A 20,613-nucleotide genomic window follows, 5' to 3' on the forward strand; every position below is an offset into this window, starting at 1 on the left:
TGTGAGCTCAGTGGTCTGAGGTCGGCGCTGGCAGGATCACAGGTTCCTGCTCCAGAGTGACGCCGAAGCGCGCCTGCACGCTGTCGCGCACCTGGGCGGCAAAGGCCAGAACCTGGGCGCCAGTCACTGTCGCCCTGCCCTCGGCGGCACCGTGGTTCACCAGCACCAGCGCCTGTTGCGCATGCATCCCCAGGTCGCCGACACGACGGCCTTTCCAGCCCGCCTGTTCGATCAGCCAGCCTGCGGCCAGCTTGACCCGGCCATCCGCTTGCGGAAACGCCACCAGGTCAGGGAAGCGTTGTTGCAGAGCGGCGTGTTCATCGGCGCTCACGGTCGGGTTCTTGAAGAAGCTGCCCGCATTGGGCAGCGTGACCGGATCAGGCAGTTTGGCGCGGCGGATGTTGCAGATCAGCGTGCGCAGGCCGTCGGGCGTCTGCTGCGCCTGCGGCAAATCAGCAAAGCGGGCTGCCAGATCCGCGTAGGTCAGTTGCAGGCGCGGCGTGCGGTTCAGCCGCACGCGCAGGCGCGTGATGACCCACTGGCCGCGCTCGGCGGATTTGAAGCGGCTGTCGCGGTAGGCGAAGCCGCATTCATCGCGAGTGAAAGTGCGCGCTGTGCCATCCCGCAGTGACAAGGCATCGACAGCATCCAGCACATCGCTGAGCTCAACGCCGTAGGCGCCGATATTCTGAAAAGGTGCGGCACCGCAGGCGCCGGGGATCAGTGACAGGTTCTCAAGGCCCTGCCAGCCCTGCGCCAGCGTCCAGGCCACAAAGCTGTCCCAGTGCTCGCCAGCGCCGACTTCCACCAGCACGTGCTCCGAATCCTCGGACACCACTGCCCTGCCCTGCAGCGCGGGTCGAATCACCAACCCGGGAATGTCCCCGGCCAGCACCAGGTTGCTGCCGTCGCCGATCACGGTGCGTGGCAACGCGGCCCAGGCCGGGTCGCGTAGCAGGGCTTGCAGCGCTGCCTCGTTGTCCGGCTGCGCCAGCCATTGGGCCTGCGCGGGCAGACCCAGTGTATTCATCTGCGCCAGGGAACAGTCGGCCTGCAGTGGCATCAACTGATCTGCTCCCTGACCGCTGCCAGCAGTCCGTCACAGGCGCTTTCCACCAGATCCAGCACCTGCTCGAAGCCAGCTTCACCGCCATAGTACGGATCAGGCACTTCAGCCAGGGGGCGCTGCGGATGGAAGTCGAGGAACAGCCCCAGATGGCCGCGCGGGGTGCCTTCCAGCATGGCTTGCAGGTCACGCAAATTGGCATGATCCATGGCCAGCACATAATCGAATTGCTGCATGTCAGCGGGTGTGACCAAGCGCGCGCGCAGCGGCGACAGGTCATAGCCGCGCTTTGCGGCAGCACGGGTCATACGCTGGTCCGGTGCTTTGCCCAGATGCCAGTCGCCGGTGCCGGCGCTGTCGATCTGTATGACATCTTCCAGGCCCGCCGCCTGCACACGCTCACGAAAAACACCCTCGGCGGTGGGTGAGCGACAGATATTGCCAAGGCACACAAACAGGACAGACAGGCTCATCCGCGTTGCTCCTGAGACGTGTTGGGGGCGGACGCGATCAACGCGCGCATACGCAACAAGTCAGCTTCGGTGTCCACGCCGCCGGGCACGGCGGCACAGGCCGGTGCCACATGAATGGCCACGCCGTGATACATGGCGCGCAATTGCTCCAGCGACTCCGCCAGCTCCGGCGGTGCCGGTTGCCAGGTCACGTACTGATTCAGCAGGCTGACGCGGTAACCGTAAATGCCGATATGGCGCCACCAGTTTCCCGGCGGCAGTGCCGTATTCGGGTCGCTTGCGGCGGCAAAGGTATCGCGGTGCCATGGCATCGGTGCGCGGCTGAAATACAGCGCACGGCCATCGATGTCGAAAACGACTTTGACAATATCGGGGCTGAACACATCGCTGCGATGAGTGATCGGTTCGCACAAGGTGGCGATGCCCGCAGTGGGATTGGCCGCCAGATTGTCTGCCACCTGATTGATCACGGCGGGCGGAATCATCGGTTCGTCGCCTTGCACGTTAACCAGAATATCCCGGTCCGCCAGTTGCAGTTGCGCGGCCACTTCCTGCAAGCGGTCCGTGCCCGAAGGATGGTCACCACGCGTCATCAACACCTGTCCGCCATGATCACGCACGGCATCAGCAACCCGTGCATCATCGGTGGCCACCCACACATCTGCTGCGGCGCTTTCCAGGCAACGCTCATAAACGCGCACCACCATCGGTTTACCGCCGATGTCTGCCAGCGGTTTGCCCGGCAAACGACTGGCGGCATAGCGAGCGGGAATCACCACCTTGAATTGCGTCATGTCTGATCCTGAAACAGCAGTGTAAAGACCTCATCAAAAAAACCGGGCGGCAATGCCGCCGTCACGGGGAGCACCCAGACCCGGTCAGTGACGAAGGCCTGGCATTTTACCAGATCCTTTTCTGTCATCACGATGGGCGCCTCGCCGGGCAGCGCCAGGTCATCCGGCGTATAGGCATGATGATCGGCGAAGGCATGGCCGGTCACGGTGAGCCCAAAGGTGTCCAGTGTGTGGAAAAAACGCGCCGGGTTACCGATGCCGGCTACCGCGTTGACCGCTGGATAGCGGGCCAGAAATGCCGCCGGGGACAGTTGCTCATCGCTCACGGCATTGGTCAGCAGGCCCGGCGTCAGCGTCATGGTGATGCCCTGCTCCGCGATGCCCGCTGGCAGGTTGCTGCCGGCACCTGGCGCGCCATTGCATACCACCCAGTTGCTGTGTTGCAGCCGCAGTGCAGGCTCCCGCAACGGCCCGGCGGGCAGGCAACGGCCATTACCCAGACCACGGGCCGCATCAATCACCACGATTTCCGCAGTGCGCGGCAAAGCGTAATGCTGCAGGCCATCGTCGCTGATCACCAGATCCGGCGACAACGCCAATGCGGCGTCCAGCGCGCGGCGGCGTTGCGGATCAATGATCACCGGGACGCCCGTGGCGGCCGCCACCATCAGGGGCTCGTCGCCGGCTTCTGCGGGACGCTGATCCGGCGTCACCCGCCAGGGCAACGACGGTGGGCACGCGCCGTAGCCACGGGAAATCACCACCGGATTCAGGCCCCGGGCGCTGGCTTCGCGACACAAGGCAATCACAAGGGGGGTTTTGCCGGTGCCGCCAACGGTAATGTTGCCGACGACCAGCACCGGCACCGGGGGCTTTTCTGCCCGTGCGCGAAAGCGCTGCAGTCGTCGCCCGGCCACCGAGGCGGTCAATCGCCCCAATGGCGCCAGCGGCAACAGCCACGGGCTGCCGGCATACCAGGCACGGGTTAACGCGGCTGAAAACCTGCCGCCGGCCATACTCAGATTTCCTCGAAATTCATCTGATGCATCTGGGCGTAAACGCCGCCTTTGGCCAGCAGCTCCTGGTGGTTGCCGCTTTCAATCAACTCGCCCTCATCCAGCACCAGAATGCGGTCTGCGTTTTCGATGGTCGACAGGCGATGCGCAATCACCAGCGTCGTGCGCCCTTTCATGACACGATCAAGCGCCAGCTGGATAAAGTGCTCAGACTCGTTATCGAGCGCAGACGTGGCCTCATCCAGAATCAGAATGGGCGCGTCCTTGAGCAGGGCCCGGGCAATGGCCAGGCGCTGCCGCTGGCCGCCAGAGAGCTGTGTACCATCCTGCCCCACCTCGGTGTCCAGACCTGCCGACATGCGCTCAATGAATTCCCAGGCGTAGGCGTCTTTGGCTGCACTGATGATGTCGTCGTCCGGCGTGCCGCGTAATTCGCCGTAGGCGATGTTGTTGCGGATATTGTCATTAAACAGCACAACTTTCTGGGTCACCATTGCGATCTGATGCCGCAGACTTTGCAGCTGATATTCAGGCAGCGGTATGCCATCCAGCAGGATCATGCCTTCTTCAGGGTCGTAGAACCGGGGCAGCAATGTGGCGATGGTGCTCTTGCCGGCGCCGGAGCGCCCGACCAGTGCCACGGTTTGCCCGGCGCGCACGGTAAACGACAGGTTCTTTACCACCGGGGTGTTCGGGTTGTAGCCAAACGACACATTGCGAAACTCGATATCTCCCCGAGCGCGCCCGAGCGGCTGTTTTCCTGTGTCCGGTTCTGCCGGCCGGTCCATCAGTTCGAATACGGACGCCGCACCGGTGACGCCACGTTGAATCTTGACGTTCACTTCCGTGAGTTTCTTGATCGGTTTCTGGATCAGACCCACTGCGGCGATAAAGGCCAGGAACTCCCCCAGGGAGATATCGGTGCCCATGATACGAATATACAAATAAGTGATGATGCCGACACCAATGGAAATCACCAGCTGCACCGCCACTGTGCCAGCGATCTTGCTGATCTCCATCTTCACATTCTGCTGGCGGAAGTTGCGGCTGACTTTCTCGAAGCGCTGCTCCTCCAGCTCTTGACCGGAAAAAATCTTGACCGCCTGATTGCCCTCAATCGCCTCACCGAGAAACTGGGTAATATTCCCCATGCTGGCTTGCAAACGGCGGCTGATCATACGGAAACGGCGACTCATGTAACCGACCACCAGGCCAATAATCGGCCCGACGGTAAACAGAATCAGGGTCAACTGCCAATTGCGGTAGAACAGATAGATCAGCAGGCCAAGCACCGTAAACCCTTCGCGGAAGATGACCGTCACGGCATCCGTGCCCGCAGCCGTCACCTGCTGTGCATCATAAATAACCTTGGACATGATGCGCCCGGAGGCATTCTGCTGATATTCCCGGGTAGGCAGGCGCAACACATGCTGAAAGGTTTCATTGCGCATGTCGTACACAATGCGTTGCCCCACCCAGGTAATGGAGTAGTTGCCAATAAAATGGCCAATCCCCTGAATGAAGGAGATAGTGAAAGGCGCCAGGCATATCACCAGCACCATAAAAGGAGTGGGGTTCTCGATTGTCTCCGCAATGATGCGCATCATTTCGGCGATCACCGGCTGCATCGAGGAATAGATGATATAGCCGAAAATACTGGCCGCCATCATCAACCAGTGACGGCGGGTGTAACCCAGCAAGCGTTTGTAGACGACCCAGTTGCTGTCTGGCGCAACGGGAGAGACCGGTGCCTGCCCGGGGTTACCTTTCCATGCCTTCATTGCGACTCCCCGCCCGGTTCACGGGTGGTGATACTGATATTGACGAAACCCAACTGACCCGCGACATCCATGACCCGCACCACCGATTGGTGGGTCGCGTTGGCATCGGCGGTAATCATCACTGGCGTCTCCGCGGCGTCCGGCGACAAACGCAGCAGCACCGAACGCAGTGTGTCGGTGTCATTGCGCACCAGTTGCTCGCCGTTGATACGGTACTCGCCGCCAGCACCAATGATCACATCGACCCGCTCCGGCATTTCTACCTGGGGCATGCCGGTGGCTTCCGGCAGCGTGATTGACAGGCGTGTCTCCCGCGTGAAGGTGGTGGACACCATGAAAAAGATCAGCAGCAGAAACACCACGTCGATCAGCGGTGTCAGATTCACCGCCACATCATCGGTGCGTTGACGACGAAACTTCACGATGCCGCTCCGTCCTGCGCCACGTCAGACTTCGGTGTGCGCGCTTTGGCAGCACGGCGACGCGGCGACGCGGCGGCGCGGGGTGCATCTTGCGGTGCGCCGGGGCTGGCACTGCCCTCACCATGCACCCAATCCAGCAACTGCACTGCGGCCTGCTCCATGCCGATGGTAATTTCATCAACCCGGCGCACAAAGAAGCGGTGAAAGAAAATTGCCGGAATCGCCACGGTCAGGCCAGCGGCCGTCGTAATCAGCGCTTGAGAAATACCGCCAGCCAGCCGCGCGGCATCGCCGGTGCCATGAATCATGATGGCGGAAAACACGTCAATCATACCGATCACGGTACCCAACAGACCCAACAGGGGCGTGATGGCAGCAATGGTGCCCAGGGTATTCAGGAAGCGCTCCATATCATGGATTTCCTGAGAGGCGGCTTCCTCAATGCGTTCTTTCATGATGTCGCGCTCGGCATCACCACTGGCCAGCCCGGCGGCCAGCACGCGGCCCAGCGCGGAGGTCTCACGCAGGGCAGCGAGATACTGCCGGTCTACCTTGCCTTTCTGCCAGCTGCCGCGCACCTGGGATGACAACTCAGGCGGCGCCAGCCGTGCCGGGCGCAGGGTCCAGAAGCGCTCCACCACAATGGCCAGCGCCACGCCTGAACATACAAGAATCGGAAGCATCATCCAGCCCCCGGAAAGTACGATTTCCTGCACGGCATTCCCCTTCATGGATCTAAATTAACAGCGTATCGCTCTGTGTCAGCGGATGACGATCCGGGCCAACCCGGCGGCCATGAGGTTACCATCTGGTCGACGTCGGCCGCCACGCTACCGGAAAGCGTTCCCGCCACAACAATGGCGCAGGATTATGGGAGCCACGCATGGGAAAGACAATCATACCCGTCTCATAACTGACCTTGAACGCGATCCCCAGTTCAGCATAGCGCTGACGAATCTGCGCAGCAGGATGCCCATGGCGATTTGCGTAGCCCGCGCTTGCCAGCGCCCAGCGCGGCCCGACAGCACGCAAAAACGCGTAGCTGGAGCTGGTGGCGCTGCCATGGTGCGGCACCAGCAGCAGATCCGCACGCAGCGCCCCGCTGTGCGCTTCGCGCTCCAGCAACGCGAACTCTACCGCGTGATATATATCTCCGGTCAGCAAGGCGGCACCGTGTCGCCCGCTGATACGCACCACGCAGCTGCGATTATTGGGTGAGCGCAGAGGGATCTGCGCCGCCGGCCACAAGACCTCGATGCGCACCCCATCCCGATCCCAGTGCTGGCCGTTCACGCACGGCACTGTCCCCGGAGAGCGAAACGGTTCACCACTGAGCACCGGTGCGCGCCCCAACCAGGGCATCAGACTCGCCAGCCCGCCGGCGTGATCCAGATCGCCATGGCTGACAAACGCCAGCGTGACGGGCAGCCGCTGCCGCCGCAACCAGGGCGTTACGACAGCACGCCCTGCATCGCCCCCGCCCCAACCCGGCCCCATGTCGTACAGGATCAGCTGATGTCGTGTGCGCACCGCCACGGCCTGGCCCTGTCCCACATCAAACACCACCAGATCGAAATCGCCGTAATCCGGGCGGTCCGCCGCCGGCCACAGCCAGGGCAACAGCAACACCAGGGCTGCGGCGCGAGGCCAGGGCAAGCGCGGCATGACCAGCAGCAGACTGGCCACCAGCACCAACGCCACTGCCAGCAACCCCGCCGGGGGCGGCAGCATGGCATTGACCTGCTCCAGCCCGCTCAGGAACACCCAGCAGCCCTGCAAGAGCCAGCCACTCAGCGCCAGCAGCAGCTCACCCAGCGGCGCAGTCAGCGGCACAGTCAGCGGCTCTGGCGATCCGGTTGGCGACCCTGCCCCTGGCAACAAGGCGCCGCACAACAGCAATGGCACCAGCAAGAGCGAGAACACCGGCACCAGCACCAGATTCGCGATGGGCCCGACCCAGCCCCAGGCGCCGAACAACCAGGCACTGAATGCGCCCAGTCCCAGTGACAAGACCCATTGCGCGCGCAACAACCCGAGCAGGCCGCTACCTGCTCGACAAAGACAAAGCAGGCCCACCGCGCCGAAGGACAGCCAGAAGCCGTTATCCAGCGCTGCCAGCGGGTCGTACCAGAGCACCGCGGTCAATGCGATCAGCAACACGCGCGGCAAAGATACCGCGTGGCGCGTGGCCAGCGCCGCCAGCCCCACCACCGTCATGATCAACGCGCGCCGGGCCGGCAGGCCGAACCCGGCCAGCACCGCATACCCCAACGCCACCGTCATCGCCGGCAGCACCGCCCAACGCGCGGCAGACACTCCCCGAGGCGACAACAACGGCGTCAGCAGCCAGCGCGCGACAGACCACACCAGGCCAGCAACGAGGGTGATGTGCAGGCCGGAAATCGCCATCAGATGCGCCGTCCCCGTGCGCTGCAGCAGTGCCCAGTCGGTATCCGTCAGGCCGCGCCGGTCAGCGGTGACCAGCGCTGGCAGAATACGTTGTGCCAGGGGCTGCTGCGCCAGGCGCTGATGTAATCGCTGGCTCAGACGCTCCCGCCATGCCGCCACAGTGCGAGGTTGTCGCTGCTGCGCCATCAGCGTCTGCACGGTGCCGCGTGCCGCAATCCCCCGCGCCAGATCCAGACGCGCCCGGTCGAAGGACCCGGCGTTGACCCAGCCTCGAGGCGGATACAGGCGCACCGTCAATCGCAGTTCATCTCCGGCACGTATCTGCGTCAGCGCATCCGGATGCGCACCGTCGGGATAATTGAACGTCAACGCCACACGGTGGCGCCCCGGCCAGGCCTGGCCGTCGGGCAGCGCCCCTGTCACACGCGCATCAGTGAGATGAAAGCGGCTGCGCGCCGCGCCGCCGGGGCCGAGCGTATCGGTAGCCGGGAGATCCGCCACCCGCCCTGCCATTTCGAGGGTGATGCCGGCCAGCGAGGGCGGCAACCAGCCCGCCAGCGCCCGGTTCACGTGATACTGCCCCCAGCCCATGCCGGCGATAACCAGGAGCACAGATGCCACCCTTGCAGCGCTCTGCGGCGCCGACTGCGGCAACAAGGCACCCGGCCAGCGGTCCAGGCGTCGCGCGTGCGCCCTGCATAGCAGCCAAAAAAGCCCTGCCAGTGTCACCAGCACCGTCAACGCCATTCCCCCGGGCCCCGCCCCGGTCAATGACGCAACGACAACTCCTGCCGTGCTATACCACATCCTGTATGCTTCCCTGCAATCCGGATTGAAGGTGGCATTTTAACGAACCCGGAGCGGGATGGCTGTCAGTCAGAGATGACAGCGGGCATAATGTCGCCCGCCTGAGAGTGTTCGCACAGGATTCACATGCCAAGAAAGTGGTTTCGGAAATATCTGCCCTCCGCCGAGCGCCTGCGCAAGCAACGCGCTATCGGGGGCATAAGTCAGCTGTTCGCCGACCCCAATCTGTGGCATCTGAATCGACGCTCGCTGTCCGGCGCCGCCTTCATCGGCATTTTTTCGGCCTTCATGCCGATACCGCTGCAAATGCTGCTGGCTGCCGGGCTGGCGCTGCGCTTCAAGTGCAACCTGCCGATGTCCATCGTGCTGGTGTGGGTCAGCAACCCGCTGACTTATGTGCCGATCTTCTATTTCACCTACCGGGTTGGCGCCGGCATGCTGGGCATGTCCCGCGCTATCCCGGAACAGGTGACCATTGCCTGGTTCGTGGAACAGCTTATTCCGTTATGGGTCGGGTCGCTGGTGTGCGGGCTGGTATTTGGCGGGATCGCATTTGTCACTGTGCGGCTTTTGTGGCGGCTGGCAATCGTGCGCAGCTGGAAACGCAGAAACCAATCTGTCCCGTCAACACAGGACAAAGAAGAGTAGGCGTTGGTGGTGTAGACGCGGGCCGCTTACCGGAGCGGGGTTGACGCCGCCGGCGCAAGCCGACCGTCATGCAACTCACGCTGCATGGCACAGCGTGCCGCAAACCCGGGATCATGGGTGACAATCAGCAGCGCCACCCCGTAACGACGATTCAGCTCCAGCATCAGATCCTGCACCTGGGTAGCTGTGCGCTCATCCAGGTTACCTGTGGGCTCATCGGCAAACACAATGCTGGGCCGAGTGACCAGCGCCCGGGCAATGGCCACGCGCTGACGCTCACCGCCGCTGAGGGTCGCAGGCCTGTGGCTCAGACGCGCGCTCAGCCCCACCGCATCCAGCATCTCCTCAGCCCTGGCAGTCGCCACCTTCGGCGCTTCATCCCGGATCAACAGCGGCATGGCCACGTTTTCCAGGGCGGAGAACTCCGGCAGCAGATGATGAAACTGATAGATGAAGCCCATATGGCGATTACGCTGAATGCCGCGCTCTTTCTCGGACAGGCTGGTCAGCAACTGCCCCGCCACCGACACGACACCCGCTGAGGGGGTATCCAGGCCGCCCAGCAGGTTCAGCAATGTCGATTTGCCACAGCCCGAGGCACCGACGATCGCCAGGGTGTCTCCCGCGTGCAGGCGCAGATTGATACCGCTGAGAACTTCCAGCTCACCCACACCTTCGCTGTAGCGTTTGACCAGCCCTGCGGCGTCAAGCACGACATTACTCATAACGCAGCGCCTCCGCAGGTTCGACCTGGCTGGCACGCCAGGAAGGATAGATAGTGGCCGAGAAGCTGATCAGCATGGCAACGGTGGCGATCATGCCGACATCACCCCACTGCAGTTCGGATGGCAGATAATTGACGAAATACGCATCAAACATGCTGGCATTGAAGGTGCTTTCGATCCATGCGCCGAGATCCGGCACAAACGTCGCCATCAGCACACCGAGCAGCACCCCCAACCCGGTACCGACGAAGCCGATCACCGTACCCTGGACCATGAATATCCGCATGATGGTGCCCGGTGTGGCGCCCAGCGTGCGCAGCACAGCGATATTGGCGCGCTTTTCATTCACCAGCATCACCTGGCTGGAAATGATATTGAAGGCCGCCACCGCCACGATGAAGGACAGCAGCAGCGTCATCATGGTCTTTTCCATGCGGATCGCCTGAAACAGGCTGCCATGGCTGCGGGTCCAGTCGGTCATGTAATAGTCGCTGCCCAGCCGCTGCTGCAGATCCCAGGCCACCTGTCGGGAGGCAAACAGGTCATGAATGCGCAAGCGCACGCCTTCTACGGCGCCGCCCTGCCGTGCCATCCGCGCCGCGTCCTCGACGTGGACATAGGCCAGCAGGGAATCCACCTCGGCCCGCACCCGGAATATCCCGGTGACGTCGAAACGGCGAAACCGTGGCGTCACGCCAGCCGGTGACAGGCTCGCCTCCGGCAACACCAGTACCACCTTGTCACCAACGCCAACGCCCAGCTGCCGTGCCAGACCGTAGCCGATCACCATGTTGAAACTGCCCGGGGTCAGGCTTGCCATGTCGCCATCCCACATGTGCTCGCCGACGATGGACACCGCCTTTTCAGGCTCGGGATCGACCCCGTTGACCATCAGACCGGCCACTTCGCCACCGTGACTGAGCATGCCCTGCAGCTCCACAAAGGGGGCGGCAGCAATGACCTGGGGATGGCGGGATACCTCGTCGGCCAGCGCCGGCCAGTCCTGCACCGGCTCACGGCCATGCACGGACACATGGGTGACCATACCGAGAATACGGGTCTGCAATTCACGCTCGAAGCCATTCATCACCGACAATACGGTGATCAGCACGGCAACGCCCAGCATCAGTCCCGCGGCCGAAATGACCGTGATCACGGAGACAAAGCTGCTGCGCGACCGGGCGCCGGTGTAACGCAAACCAACAAAGAGAGAGAGGGGTCTGAACATGGCGCGCATTTAAGCATCATTCCCGGGGCTGGGGCCAGTGGAATAAGCGCCGGCGATTACCGCTACCGGGGCCATTCTGCTGACAAGAGAGATCGCAGGGGAAATAGATTGTGTCTTTGTGAACGGCGTCCACGCACTGTTTGGCCAAAATGGTTGAATAACGCCATCTAACTTTCTAATATCACAAGACTTTACACATCCGACGGGGGAACCGGGATGCAGATAAGAATAAGTACTGCAATCAGTACGGTACTGGTCGGCCTTGTTTGCGCGCTGCCATGGGCGAGCGTTGCAGCCACGAACATGCCCGAGCGCGGCATGACCAAAACCCAGGTCGAGCGCAATTTCGGCAAGCCGGAACAAACGCGCCCTGCGGTCGGGCAGCCGCCCATCAGCCGTTGGGTGTATGGTGATTTCACCGTGTACTTTGAAGGTGACTACACCCTGCATGCTGTCTCCCATCACGCACCGAAACCTGCTCCGGCGGTGGTATCCGGGAGCACGGTTGTCACCGAGCTCCCCCCCATCGAAGAGATCGACCGCGCTGACGGAGCTGTGACCCCGGATGCCCGGCCCAGGTTCCACTTCGATCCGGCCAGCGGCAAGATGGTGGAACTGGATGCCAACGGTCAGCCGACAGCGGACGCTACGCCAGCGCCAGAACCGGCCCCCGAACAGGCCGCTCAAACGGCTCCGGAACCGGCCGCACCCGAAACACCGGCTGCAGCCGAGGCGGACGAGCCACGCTTCCGGTTCGATCCTGCCACCGGGCGCATCGTGGTTGACCAGGCGCCGGCGGATGAAGCCGCGCAGCCCGCTGCGGAGGATACTGCCCCGGCCGCACCGGATCAGCCCGCCCCGCAGTCAACGCCTGAGACGACTGACACGACTGAAGCGCCCGAAGAGGGCGACAGTGACGGCGGCTTCTTCATGCAGTGGTAAACCTCTCCGCCCGCCCCCTGCCCGGCTGAACCCGTCGCAGGGGGCTGATCTGGCAAGAGAGAATATCGCAAACCCTCGACTTCATTTATCCTGACGCCCTCACGCTCGCGGCCCGCTCGGGTCGCTGTTTTGACACTTCCGAGGTCGTTATGTCTCATCTGCTTCCCGAGTGGCACCCACAATGGGGTGTGCTGTTGGCCTGGCCGCACGCCGACACCGACTGGGCTCACATTCTTGATGACGCCGAGGCGACGTATTGCCGCATCGCCGAAGCGGTGCTGGCGCGCGAACACCTGCTGGTACTGTGTCGCGACGCCACCCACGGCGCGCACATCCGCCAGTTGCTGGACGCCGCTGGCGCCCGTACCGATCGGCTGCACCTGCACCCGCTGCCCTACAACGATACCTGGGCACGGGATTTCGGCCCCATCGCGATTACCGAGGACGGTGCACTGCAGTTGCTGGATTTCCGCTTCAACGGCTGGGGCGGCAAGTTCGCTGCCGACGATGACAACGCGGTCTCTTCGCGCATCGACTGGGCCGTGCCCCTGGTTACTGATGCCCTGGTGCTGGAGGGCGGCTCCATCGACACGGACGGTGCCGGGCGCCTGCTGACCACGCGTCATTGCCTGCTCAACCCGAACCGCAACCCGGGCATGAGCCAGGACGACATCGAAGCGCATCTGCGTCAGCGCCTGGGGATCAGTGAGTTTCTGTGGCTGACCCAGGGACACCTTGAAGGGGATGACACCGACGCCCATGTGGACACCCTGGCGCGCTTCTGCGGGCCGCACACCATTGCCTACGTGCAGTGCGAGGACCCGGATGACAGCCATTTCACTGCGCTGCAAGCAATGCAGGCCGAACTGCAGGCTCTAGCCCGGGCGCACCGGATTGACCTGGTGCCGCTGCCCATGGCGCCCGCGCAGCATGACAGCGAGGGCCAGCGGCTGCCCGCCACTTACGCCAATTTCCTGATCATCAACGGCGCCGTGCTGGTGCCGACCTACGCCTGCGACACCGACGCGGTGGCGCTGGAACGTCTGCGCGGCGCCTTGCCTGATCATGACGTCATCGGCATCGATTGCCGCAGCCTGATCATTCAGCATGGCAGCCTGCACTGCGTTACCATGCAACTGCCCGCCGGCACCTTCAACGCCATCGACCAGGGAGCCCGATAATGCGCGTCGCCGTAATCCAGCAAGCCAATACGGATGATATCCAGGCCAATCTGGCCCTCTCAGAGCGCCTGGTACGCGAGGCAGCCGCCGCCGGCGCCGAGTTGGTGATGCTGCAGGAGCTTCATTGCAGTCTTTACTTTTGCCAGACCGAAGCCACCGAGCAGTTTGATCTGGCCGAAAGCATCCCCGGCCCGTCCACCGAACGCCTCGGCAAGCTGGCCCGGGAACTGAATATCGTGCTGGTGGGCAGCCTGTTCGAGAAACGCGCCACCGGCCTGTACCACAACACGGCTGTGGTGCTGGAGCGCGACGGCAGTCTGGCCGGCATCTATCGCAAAATGCATATCCCCGATGACCCGGGCTTCTACGAGAAATTCTACTTCACGCCCGGCGACGCCACCTTCAACAACGGCGCCAGCGGCTTTACCCCCATCGACACCTCCGTCGGACGACTGGGGCTCCTGGTATGCTGGGATCAGTGGTACCCGGAAGCGGCACGCCTGATGGCGCTGGCTGGCGCAGAGCTGTTGCTCTACCCCACCGCCATCGGCTGGGCACCCGCCGACCCGGACGACGAAAAGTCCCGGCAGCTGGATGCCTGGATCACGGTTCAGCGGGCCCACGCCATCGCCAATGGCATACCGGCTCTGGTTGCCAATCGCACCGGGTTCGAGGCCGCGCCACATACCTCAGACAATACTACGCATCCCGATGACGGCATCCAGTTCTGGGGCAACAGCTTCATTGCTGGCCCGCAAGGAGAGTTTCTCGCCCGGGCAGACGCCTCAACCGAACAGGTATTGATGGCCGACATCGACATGCAGCGCAGCGAAGCCGTGCGACGCATGTGGCCTTATCTGCGCGACCGGCGCATCGACGCCTACGGCGACATCACGTGCCGATACAGGGACTGAAGCGGGCACATTATTCCGGGCCGTGGATCCACATCATGGATCCCGGCCTTTTCTTTTCGTGATGTCATCATGCCACATCTATTTTCGGATATTTTTTGCTTTTCCTTATTATCCGGCGTTACTATTCCGGAAACTTGTTCGAAAGATCAAGTAATATGAGACCCGGCAAGGCTCATCGATCCCTCCCCTCTTTCATGCTCATGCGCCATGCGCACTGCATGCGCACCCCGTAGCATGATTCTGGCGTAAGCCTAATCACTCGCTACTGCAGCGGAAACAGAAACTGGGTAAAAGCTGCTTTTCAAAAAAGGGCATGGTTGCGATGAACTTATCTATAGCTGACCTCACGACATTTGTACTGGTTGTCCGGGCAGGAACCATCACCGAGGCCGGGCGCCGTCTGGGCCTCTCCACCGCATCCATCAGCAAGCGTATGACCCGGCTGGAACAGGAGCTGGGAATTCGTGTACTCAACCGCAGTTCGCGGGCCATGAGTCTCACCGAAGAAGGCAAGGAGCTCTACCATCGCCTGGTGGTCATCCTTGATGATCTGGACGACAGCCTCTCGCTGGCGGCGAAGTCCGGTGACAATGCCAAGGGCGTGCTACGCCTGATCTCCACATCGGGCCTCGGCCGCAGCCGCATCGCCCCGCTGGTGGCCCAGTTCACCGTGGAAAATCCGGAGCTGGCGGTGCAGTTGCACCTTGCAGACAAGCATATCGACTTCATTCGCGACGGTTATGACATTGCTATTACGGTGGGCCAGCCGGCAGATTCCACACTGATCGCCAAACGGCTGTTACGCAATCGCTGCTACATCTGTGCCTCACCAAAGTACCTGGCAAAAGCACCACCGTTACGCAGCCCGGACGATCTGAAACGTCACCGTTGTCTGGTGCTGGATTGCTACGGATCGTATCGCGACCTGTGGCCCATCAATGGTCCCAGCCACAGGGAAATGATCCGTGTCTCAGGCAATCTGATTACCGACAGCAGTGAAACACTGCGGGACTGGCTGCTGGACGGGCTCGGCATCGCGCTGAAAAGCGAATGGGATATCCAGGACGAACTCAAAGCGGGTACTTTGGTAACGTTACTCGAGGGTTACACTGTTCCGAATCTGGATTTCTATATTGTGTACGCCAGCCGGAAACATCTTCCCGCCAAGACAAAGGAGTTTGTCGAGTTTCTGGAGCGCTATACCGATCGCATCGCGGCAAGCTCTGTGGCGCCGAATGCACCGGATGACGACTGATATTTCATACACTTCTGCCGCCAACTGAAAACCATGATGGCACTTTGCCATCATGGTTTTTTATTGCCTCGACTTTTTGTATGAGAAAAGCAGCTTTTCTTTTACTTATATTTTCAACGCACCCTGCATTGGCTAATCTGACGCCAGTGTTACAGCCCTCCAAGAATTGAAGGCACTGTTCCTGATATTTGATGAGATATTGCATCAGACCCGCCCCCCGGCGGGCTTTTTTTTGCTGCCATGATCAGCCTCTCCAGCGTTGCGCCCCAGCCTCTCTGCCCCTAAAGTACCGACGAATGACATCACCTTGGCATGCAGGGCCTTATGTCCGACTACACCTATCCGGCCATCGTTGGCCACCGGGGCGCACGGGGAGAGGCGCCCGAGAATACGCTGGCCAGCTTTCAGGTTGCTGTTGCCGCCGGCGTCAAGGCCATCGAGCTGGATGTGCGCATGTCCGCCGATGGCGAGTTGATTGTGGTCCACGACCACCGGGTGGACCGCACCACCTGGTCCACGGGCCTGGTCCGCGGCTTCACCCAGGCAGAGCTGGGTCTGCTGGATGCCCGTCGTAACACCCCAGGCTGGCACAGTGCCATCGGCATCCCTACCCTGGCCGAAGTCATTGACGCCTGCCCCCCGGATACCGGGTTCCAGTTTGAAGTAAAAGGGGAATCCGACCGCCGCTACCTGACCCGGCTGGCCCATAACCTGAGGGTGCTGATTGTCGACAGACGCATGCACGATCGGGTCGTGGTGACATCCAGTCACACCGGGTTCCTGCGCATGATGGGCATGCAGGCGCCCAACGTAATGCGAGGCTACGTCTGTGAGCACCGTTATCTTCAGCCAACCCGGCGCACCGCCTCGCTTGGCTGTCGCTGGCTGATCGCCCACTACAGCCTGGCCACACAGGATCTGATGGCCCGGGCTCGCAAACGCGGGTTGAGGGTTTCGGTCTGGACGGTGAACGACCTGCGAGAAGCCGAACGCCTGGCGGCGCTGGGGGTGGACAGCATCATTACCGACTACCCCACCAGCTTTATCGCCCATTTCGAGGCACTCGCACGGCGGCGCCAAATCAGGCCCCAGTGACAGTGAGTCAGGCGGTGCGCCCGGGATTACGTTGGGATTACCTTGAGATTACGTTGAGAGAGTCAGGAAGGCCCTGATCTCCTGCTCGCGGCGCATGGCATCCTGGTATCCCAGTGACATCAACCGGCGACAGAAGCCCGGCTCGAACAGCAGGTAGCTGACCGCCGCCGCGCCTGCGGCACTGGTGCCGCCAGACCCCCGCAGGAAGAAGCGCAGGCTGCGTGGCAGCTCGCCGATGTGCTCTGCAGCGATCTCGTCTATCGGTTGTGAGGGGTAGATCTTCAGCACGTCCACTTCACGCAGGCCAATGCCCTGCTTGTCCCGCACCCCCTGGGGGATGGCGTGCAGCGTGCCGTTAATGCGCTCCAGACGCTCTACATCGCCCTCCAGCGTATCGACGAAGACGCTGTTGAGCACATGCCCGAGCACCTGCGCCATGGACGGATAATTGTGCAGCGGCCGCTGCGGGTGGGCGCTGATATTCCCGGAAACCCCCACCACGAGCACCTTACTGGCCCCCAGATGCAGCGCCGGGCTGATGGGCGCCAGCTGCCGCACAGCGCCATCGCCGTAATAGGTGCCCTCCACGGCCTGGGCCGGGAATAGCAACGGGATGGCTGATGAGGCCAGCAAATGCGGCATGCCAATGTGCGCGCGCCGCCCGAGCCGGCGAGCGCGGGACCACTCCTGCACCTCCGGCAGCGCCTGAAAGAAGGCGACAGACTCCCCGGTGGCATAGGAAGACGCGGTGATCGAGAGTGCGTGCAGATCACCGCGCTGAAGAGAGCGCTCGATATGCTGGAAGTTGATCACCAGCGACAGCAAGCGTCGCAGCGGACGGCTGTCCAGCAAGGCGCTGTTAACCGGTGTATTGCCGGTCATGTAGGTCGGCAAGGCCCAGCGCAGCAGTGATTTGACGAACGCCAGCAGATCGGTGCGATACACCTGCTCTGCGGTCAGATTGGACCAGACCCGCTCCAGACCCCGCACCGCGAGGCGGTAATTGCCGGCATTGGCGGCAAGGCTGGCCGCATTGATCGCTCCTGCGGAGGTGCCGCAGATTACAGGAAAGGGGTTTCGGGTACCGCGTGGAAGCAGATCCGCAATCGCGGTGAGCACACCGACCTGATAGGCCGCCCTGGCGCCACCGCCGGAGAGGATGAGGCCGGCCCGCTCGGGCAGCGGCGGCCGGGCACGCAACATGTCAAAAGCCAATCGGTGCGTTACTCCCTGCCGGTGTCAACGTCACCCAGCGCATTCGTTGACAGATTCGCCGCGCGTGCGCGGGTCACTTCATCGCGCACATCGGGATTATCACAGTCCACCGGATCACGACCGCAGATATCACAGGAGCCTTGCAACCCGACTGCACTCAGGCCGCCACAGGAACCCTTGACCGGCTTGTTCGAGACGATGACGCCGATTGCCATACCGGCAAACAGAATCCCGACCACGACAATCGCTGCCAGAAACGTTGTCAACATGGGTTGCTCCTTTGGCGTTCAGCCAGTTTCATCCGAATCCGCACGTTACGCAGCGGGTTATTGCGCCAGATACTGCCGGAACGCATCTGTCATCTGCTCACTAAACCCATCACCTGATGCTGCGCGGGTGATGAAGAGCGCGGCCAGGTCATTCTCTGTCGCAAATGCCAGACCCTCCTCCGGGCCCAACACCGTCAACAGCGTGGCATAGCCATCAGCCTCCATGCAATTATCATGGATTACGGTAACCGACGCCAATTGATGCGCCACAGGCTCCCCGGTGCGCGGGTCGATGGTGTGCGAGAACTGCCGCCCGCCATCACGGAAATAGTTGCGATAGTCACCTGATGTGGCGATCGCCATATCACCCGGTTTCACGACGCTGTGTATCTGCTGTGGGCCCGTGCTCGGGCGCTCTACGGCGATCCGCCACGGGCTACCGTCAGGCTTGACGCCCCGGGCGCGCAGATCACCGCCGATATCCACCAACCAGGCGGCGACACCCCGGGCATCCAGGTACTCACCAAGACGATCCACGGCGTAACCTTTGGCGATGGCGGAAAAGTCGAGGTACAGGGCACCCGGTTGCAGTATCTCGCGCCCCGTATCGCGGGTTTCCAGGCGCTGCCAGCCCGAACGACGGCGCGCTTCAGCAATGGCCTCCGCATCAGGCGCCTGCTGTCGGCGCCCCTCAGGCCCGAAGCCCCAGAGATTGACCAGCGGCCCCACCGTCGGGTCAAACGCACCCTCGCTGATTTCAGCAAGGCGCAGGGAGGTCGACAACACGGTGGCGAAGTCCGGCGGAATACGCTGCCAGGTCCCCGCCTCTGCCTGGTTGTAACGGGACAGATCCGAGTCCTCGATATAGGTGCTCATTTGCCGATTGACCAGATCCAGCAAGGCTTCGATATCTTCCTGCAGCTGCGCCACCGATGTCCCGGAGGGGACGCCGGCGATCTGCACCTGCCAGGTGGTGCCCATGGTCGCGCCACCCAACTTGTGGATCGGCTTGCTGCACCCGGTGACCAGGAGCAGGCAGACCAGTGCCACAAGGCCCGGGATAACGAAGAAAGGCAGGGCCCGCGGGCCCTGCCTCCTGATGGTGCTCACTGATGACAGCACGTACGCCATCCGTCAGCCGCCAAAGTCATCGAGCAGGATATTCTCTTTCTCGACGCCCAGGTCTTCCAGCAGCTTGATCACCGCCGCGTTCATCATCGGCGGACCGCACATGTAGAACTCGCAGTCTTCCGGCGCAGGGTGATTCTTCAGGTACTCCTCGAACAGCACCAGATGGATAAAGCCGGTCAGCCCCGTCCAGTTGTCTTCGGGCTGCGGATCAGACAGCGCCAGGTGCCACTCGAAGTTATCATTCTCCTCAGCCAGCTTGTCATACTCTTCGACATAAAAGGCTTCGCGCATGGAGCGTGCGCCATACCAGAAGCTGATCTTGCGTTTGGAATTGAGGCGCTTGAGCTGGTCGAAGATGTGCGAGCGCATGGGCGCCATACCCGCACCACCACCAACAAAGATCATCTCGGCATCGGTGTCCTTGGCAAAGAATTCGCCGAAGGGCCCGAACACGGTCAGCTTGTCACCCGGCTTCAGGTTGAAGACATAGCTGGACATGATGCCCGGCGGAATATCCTTGGCACCCGGAGGGGGTGTCGCAATACGGATATTGAACTTCAGCAGGCCACGCTCATCGGGATAGTTCGCCATGGAGTAGGCGCGAATCACGTCTTCCTTGTTCACCGCACGCAGATCAAAGAACTTGAAGCGTTCCCAATCGCCCCGGTACTCCTCGCCGATATCAAACTCGGAGAACTTGATATCGTAAGGCGGGCATTCCAGCTGCACATAACCACCCGCGCGAAAATCGACTTCCTCGCCTTCCGGCAGCTTCAGCACGAGCTCCTTGATGAAGGTCGCCACGTTGTCGTTGGAAATGACTTCGCATTCCCATTTCTTCACGCCGAAGAATTCTTCCGGGACTTCGATCTTCATGTCCTGCTTGACAGTCACCTGGCAAGACAGGCGGTAGCCCTCGCGAATCTGCGCCTTGGTGAAGTAGCCTTCTTCTGTGGGCAGGATATCCCCGCCGCCGTCGACCACCTTGCACTTGCACTGCGCGCAGGTGCCGCCGCCGCCACAGGCGGAAGACAGAAAGATGCCCTGGTCTGCCAGTGTGTTCAGCAACTTGCCGCCGGCAGGTGCATCAATGCTGACCGACTCGTCTTCATTGATATTGATGTGCACGTTGCCGCTGCTGACCAGCCTGGAACGGGCCGCCAGAATCACCGCAACCAGCAGCAGTACGATGGTGGTGAACATCACCACCCCGAACACGATTTCGATATTCATCATCGCTCT

General features: G+C 61.9%; 20 protein-coding genes. 6 read left to right on the plus strand and 14 right to left on the minus strand.

The genetic code is table 11. From position 1 onward, the window contains the following. Nucleotides 1–7 precede the first annotated feature (7 nt). From murB to K8B33_RS02850, 8 genes are all read right to left on the minus strand, one after another. On the minus strand, nt 8–1,063 hold the full coding sequence (gene murB / locus K8B33_RS02815; RefSeq protein ID WP_223423050.1) for a UDP-N-acetylmuramate dehydrogenase: 1,056 nt from the start codon (nt 1,061–1,063) through the stop codon (nt 8–10). Further along, on the minus strand, nt 1,063–1,539 hold the full coding sequence (locus K8B33_RS02820) for a low molecular weight protein-tyrosine-phosphatase (protein WP_223423052.1): 477 nt from the start codon (nt 1,537–1,539) through the stop codon (nt 1,063–1,065). The genes murB and K8B33_RS02820 overlap by 1 nt, the downstream gene beginning before the upstream one ends. Beyond that, nucleotides 1,536–2,333 (minus strand): 3-deoxy-manno-octulosonate cytidylyltransferase, encoded by a 798-nt coding sequence (kdsB, locus tag K8B33_RS02825; RefSeq protein WP_223423054.1) that lies wholly within the window; start codon nt 2,331–2,333, stop codon nt 1,536–1,538. Before kdsB ends, K8B33_RS02820 begins: the two co-directional genes overlap by 4 nt. Continuing rightward, entirely contained in the window at nt 2,330–3,349 is a 1,020-nt protein-coding gene (lpxK, locus tag K8B33_RS02830) for a tetraacyldisaccharide 4'-kinase (protein ID WP_223423056.1), read from the minus strand. The genes kdsB and lpxK overlap by 4 nt, the downstream gene beginning before the upstream one ends. Before the next feature lie 2 nt (nt 3,350–3,351). Beyond that, the gene (gene msbA, locus K8B33_RS02835; protein WP_223423058.1) at nt 3,352–5,130 is read right to left on the minus strand and encodes a lipid A export permease/ATP-binding protein MsbA; all 1,779 of its coding nucleotides are present in this window, start codon (nt 5,128–5,130) and stop codon (nt 3,352–3,354) included. Continuing rightward, the gene (locus K8B33_RS02840; protein ID WP_223423061.1) at nt 5,127–5,552 is read right to left on the minus strand and encodes an ExbD/TolR family protein; all 426 of its coding nucleotides are present in this window, start codon (nt 5,550–5,552) and stop codon (nt 5,127–5,129) included. Before K8B33_RS02840 ends, msbA begins: the two co-directional genes overlap by 4 nt. Beyond that, a complete protein-coding gene (locus K8B33_RS02845) occupies nt 5,549–6,268 on the minus strand; it encodes a MotA/TolQ/ExbB proton channel family protein (RefSeq protein ID WP_223423063.1) in 720 nt (239 codons plus the stop codon). Before K8B33_RS02845 ends, K8B33_RS02840 begins: the two co-directional genes overlap by 4 nt. Nucleotides 6,269–6,353: 85 nt before the next feature. Beyond that, on the minus strand, nt 6,354–8,768 hold the full coding sequence (locus tag K8B33_RS02850) for a DNA internalization-related competence protein ComEC/Rec2 (RefSeq protein WP_317846184.1): 2,415 nt from the start codon (nt 8,766–8,768) through the stop codon (nt 6,354–6,356). A gap of 126 nt (nt 8,769–8,894) precedes the next feature. Here K8B33_RS02850 and K8B33_RS02855 point away from each other — a divergent pair, with 126 nt between their 5' ends. Beyond that, entirely contained in the window at nt 8,895–9,416 is a 522-nt protein-coding gene (locus tag K8B33_RS02855) for a DUF2062 domain-containing protein (RefSeq protein WP_223423068.1), read from the plus strand. 26 nt (nt 9,417–9,442) lie between these two features. On the opposite strand, the gene K8B33_RS02860 is transcribed toward K8B33_RS02855, so the two are convergent. Both K8B33_RS02860 and K8B33_RS02865 read right to left on the minus strand, forming a co-directional pair. Next, nucleotides 9,443–10,141, minus strand: coding sequence for an ABC transporter ATP-binding protein (locus K8B33_RS02860; RefSeq protein ID WP_223423070.1), 699 nt, complete (start codon nt 10,139–10,141; stop codon nt 9,443–9,445). Continuing rightward, nucleotides 10,134–11,369 (minus strand): lipoprotein-releasing ABC transporter permease subunit, encoded by a 1,236-nt coding sequence (locus K8B33_RS02865; RefSeq protein WP_223424490.1) that lies wholly within the window; start codon nt 11,367–11,369, stop codon nt 10,134–10,136. Before K8B33_RS02865 ends, K8B33_RS02860 begins: the two co-directional genes overlap by 8 nt. A gap of 318 nt (nt 11,370–11,687) precedes the next feature. Here K8B33_RS02865 and K8B33_RS02870 point away from each other — a divergent pair, with 318 nt between their 5' ends. The 5 genes from K8B33_RS02870 to K8B33_RS02890 all read left to right on the plus strand — a co-directional run bounded on the left by K8B33_RS02870 (nt 11,688) and on the right by K8B33_RS02890 (nt 16,756). After that, nucleotides 11,688–12,311 carry a hypothetical protein gene (locus K8B33_RS02870; RefSeq protein ID WP_223423072.1) on the plus strand — a complete coding sequence of 208 codons (624 nt, stop codon included), beginning with the start codon at nt 11,688–11,690 and terminating at the stop codon, nt 12,309–12,311. A gap of 149 nt (nt 12,312–12,460) precedes the next feature. Further along, nucleotides 12,461–13,492 carry an agmatine deiminase family protein gene (locus K8B33_RS02875; RefSeq protein WP_223423074.1) on the plus strand — a complete coding sequence of 344 codons (1,032 nt, stop codon included), beginning with the start codon at nt 12,461–12,463 and terminating at the stop codon, nt 13,490–13,492. Next, nucleotides 13,492–14,406 (plus strand): carbon-nitrogen hydrolase, encoded by a 915-nt coding sequence (locus tag K8B33_RS02880; protein ID WP_223423076.1) that lies wholly within the window; start codon nt 13,492–13,494, stop codon nt 14,404–14,406. The genes K8B33_RS02875 and K8B33_RS02880 overlap by 1 nt, the downstream gene beginning before the upstream one ends. 322 nt (nt 14,407–14,728) lie before the next feature. Further along, nucleotides 14,729–15,661, plus strand: coding sequence for a LysR family transcriptional regulator (locus tag K8B33_RS02885; RefSeq protein WP_223423078.1), 933 nt, complete (start codon nt 14,729–14,731; stop codon nt 15,659–15,661). Nucleotides 15,662–15,985: 324 nt separating this feature from the next. After that, a complete protein-coding gene (locus K8B33_RS02890) occupies nt 15,986–16,756 on the plus strand; it encodes a glycerophosphodiester phosphodiesterase (protein WP_223423080.1) in 771 nt (256 codons plus the stop codon). A 48-nt stretch (nt 16,757–16,804) separates the two neighbouring features. On the opposite strand, the gene K8B33_RS02895 is transcribed toward K8B33_RS02890, so the two are convergent. From K8B33_RS02895 to nqrF, 4 genes are read right to left on the minus strand one after another with little or no spacing between them, the layout of a single operon-like run. After that, nucleotides 16,805–17,971 (minus strand): patatin-like phospholipase family protein, encoded by a 1,167-nt coding sequence (locus K8B33_RS02895; protein ID WP_317846185.1) that lies wholly within the window; start codon nt 17,969–17,971, stop codon nt 16,805–16,807. 8 nt (nt 17,972–17,979) lie between these two features. After that, nucleotides 17,980–18,240: a (Na+)-NQR maturation NqrM gene (nqrM, locus tag K8B33_RS02900; protein WP_223423082.1), complete on the minus strand. Its 261-nt coding sequence runs from the start codon at nt 18,238–18,240 to the stop codon at nt 17,980–17,982. Between the two features lie 57 nt (nt 18,241–18,297). Next, complete coding sequence (locus tag K8B33_RS02905; protein WP_223423084.1) at nt 18,298–19,362, minus strand: FAD:protein FMN transferase; 1,065 nt, start codon at nt 19,360–19,362, stop codon at nt 18,298–18,300. 12 nt (nt 19,363–19,374) lie between these two features. After that, nucleotides 19,375–20,604 carry an NADH:ubiquinone reductase (Na(+)-transporting) subunit F gene (nqrF, locus tag K8B33_RS02910; protein WP_396020957.1) on the minus strand — a complete coding sequence of 410 codons (1,230 nt, stop codon included), beginning with the start codon at nt 20,602–20,604 and terminating at the stop codon, nt 19,375–19,377. Nucleotides 20,605–20,613 lie beyond the last annotated feature (9 nt).

The sequence above is a fragment of the Alcanivorax limicola genome, from assembly GCF_019931215.1.
Lineage (GTDB): Bacteria > Pseudomonadota > Gammaproteobacteria > Pseudomonadales > Alcanivoracaceae > Isoalcanivorax > Isoalcanivorax limicola.

Bases quoted from the DNA above. Each gene is read 5' to 3' on its own strand.
- K8B33_RS02870 (WP_223423072.1), top strand. From the start codon at position 11,688: ATGACCAAAACCCAGGTCGAGCGCAATTTCGGCAAGCCGGAACAAACG.
- K8B33_RS02850 (WP_317846184.1), bottom strand. From the start codon at position 8,768: ATGTGGTATAGCACGGCAGGAGTTGTCGTTGCGTCATTGACCGGGGCG.
- K8B33_RS02820 (WP_223423052.1), bottom strand. From the start codon at position 1,539: ATGAGCCTGTCTGTCCTGTTTGTGTGCCTTGGCAATATCTGTCGCTCA.
- nqrM (WP_223423082.1), bottom strand. From the start codon at position 18,240: ATGTTGACAACGTTTCTGGCAGCGATTGTCGTGGTCGGGATTCTGTTT.
- lpxK (WP_223423056.1), bottom strand. From the start codon at position 3,349: ATGGCCGGCGGCAGGTTTTCAGCCGCGTTAACCCGTGCCTGGTATGCC.
- K8B33_RS02855 (WP_223423068.1), top strand. From the start codon at position 8,895: ATGCCAAGAAAGTGGTTTCGGAAATATCTGCCCTCCGCCGAGCGCCTG.
- K8B33_RS02860 (WP_223423070.1), bottom strand. From the start codon at position 10,141: ATGAGTAATGTCGTGCTTGACGCCGCAGGGCTGGTCAAACGCTACAGC.
- kdsB (WP_223423054.1), bottom strand. From the start codon at position 2,333: ATGACGCAATTCAAGGTGGTGATTCCCGCTCGCTATGCCGCCAGTCGT.
- murB (WP_223423050.1), bottom strand. From the start codon at position 1,063: ATGCCACTGCAGGCCGACTGTTCCCTGGCGCAGATGAATACACTGGGT.
- nqrF (WP_396020957.1), bottom strand. From the start codon at position 20,604: ATGAATATCGAAATCGTGTTCGGGGTGGTGATGTTCACCACCATCGTA.
- K8B33_RS02885 (WP_223423078.1), top strand. From the start codon at position 14,729: ATGAACTTATCTATAGCTGACCTCACGACATTTGTACTGGTTGTCCGG.
- K8B33_RS02865 (WP_223424490.1), bottom strand. From the start codon at position 11,369: ATGTTCAGACCCCTCTCTCTCTTTGTTGGTTTGCGTTACACCGGCGCC.
- K8B33_RS02890 (WP_223423080.1), top strand. From the start codon at position 15,986: ATGTCCGACTACACCTATCCGGCCATCGTTGGCCACCGGGGCGCACGG.
- K8B33_RS02880 (WP_223423076.1), top strand. From the start codon at position 13,492: ATGCGCGTCGCCGTAATCCAGCAAGCCAATACGGATGATATCCAGGCC.
- msbA (WP_223423058.1), bottom strand. From the start codon at position 5,130: ATGAAGGCATGGAAAGGTAACCCCGGGCAGGCACCGGTCTCTCCCGTT.
- K8B33_RS02875 (WP_223423074.1), top strand. From the start codon at position 12,461: ATGTCTCATCTGCTTCCCGAGTGGCACCCACAATGGGGTGTGCTGTTG.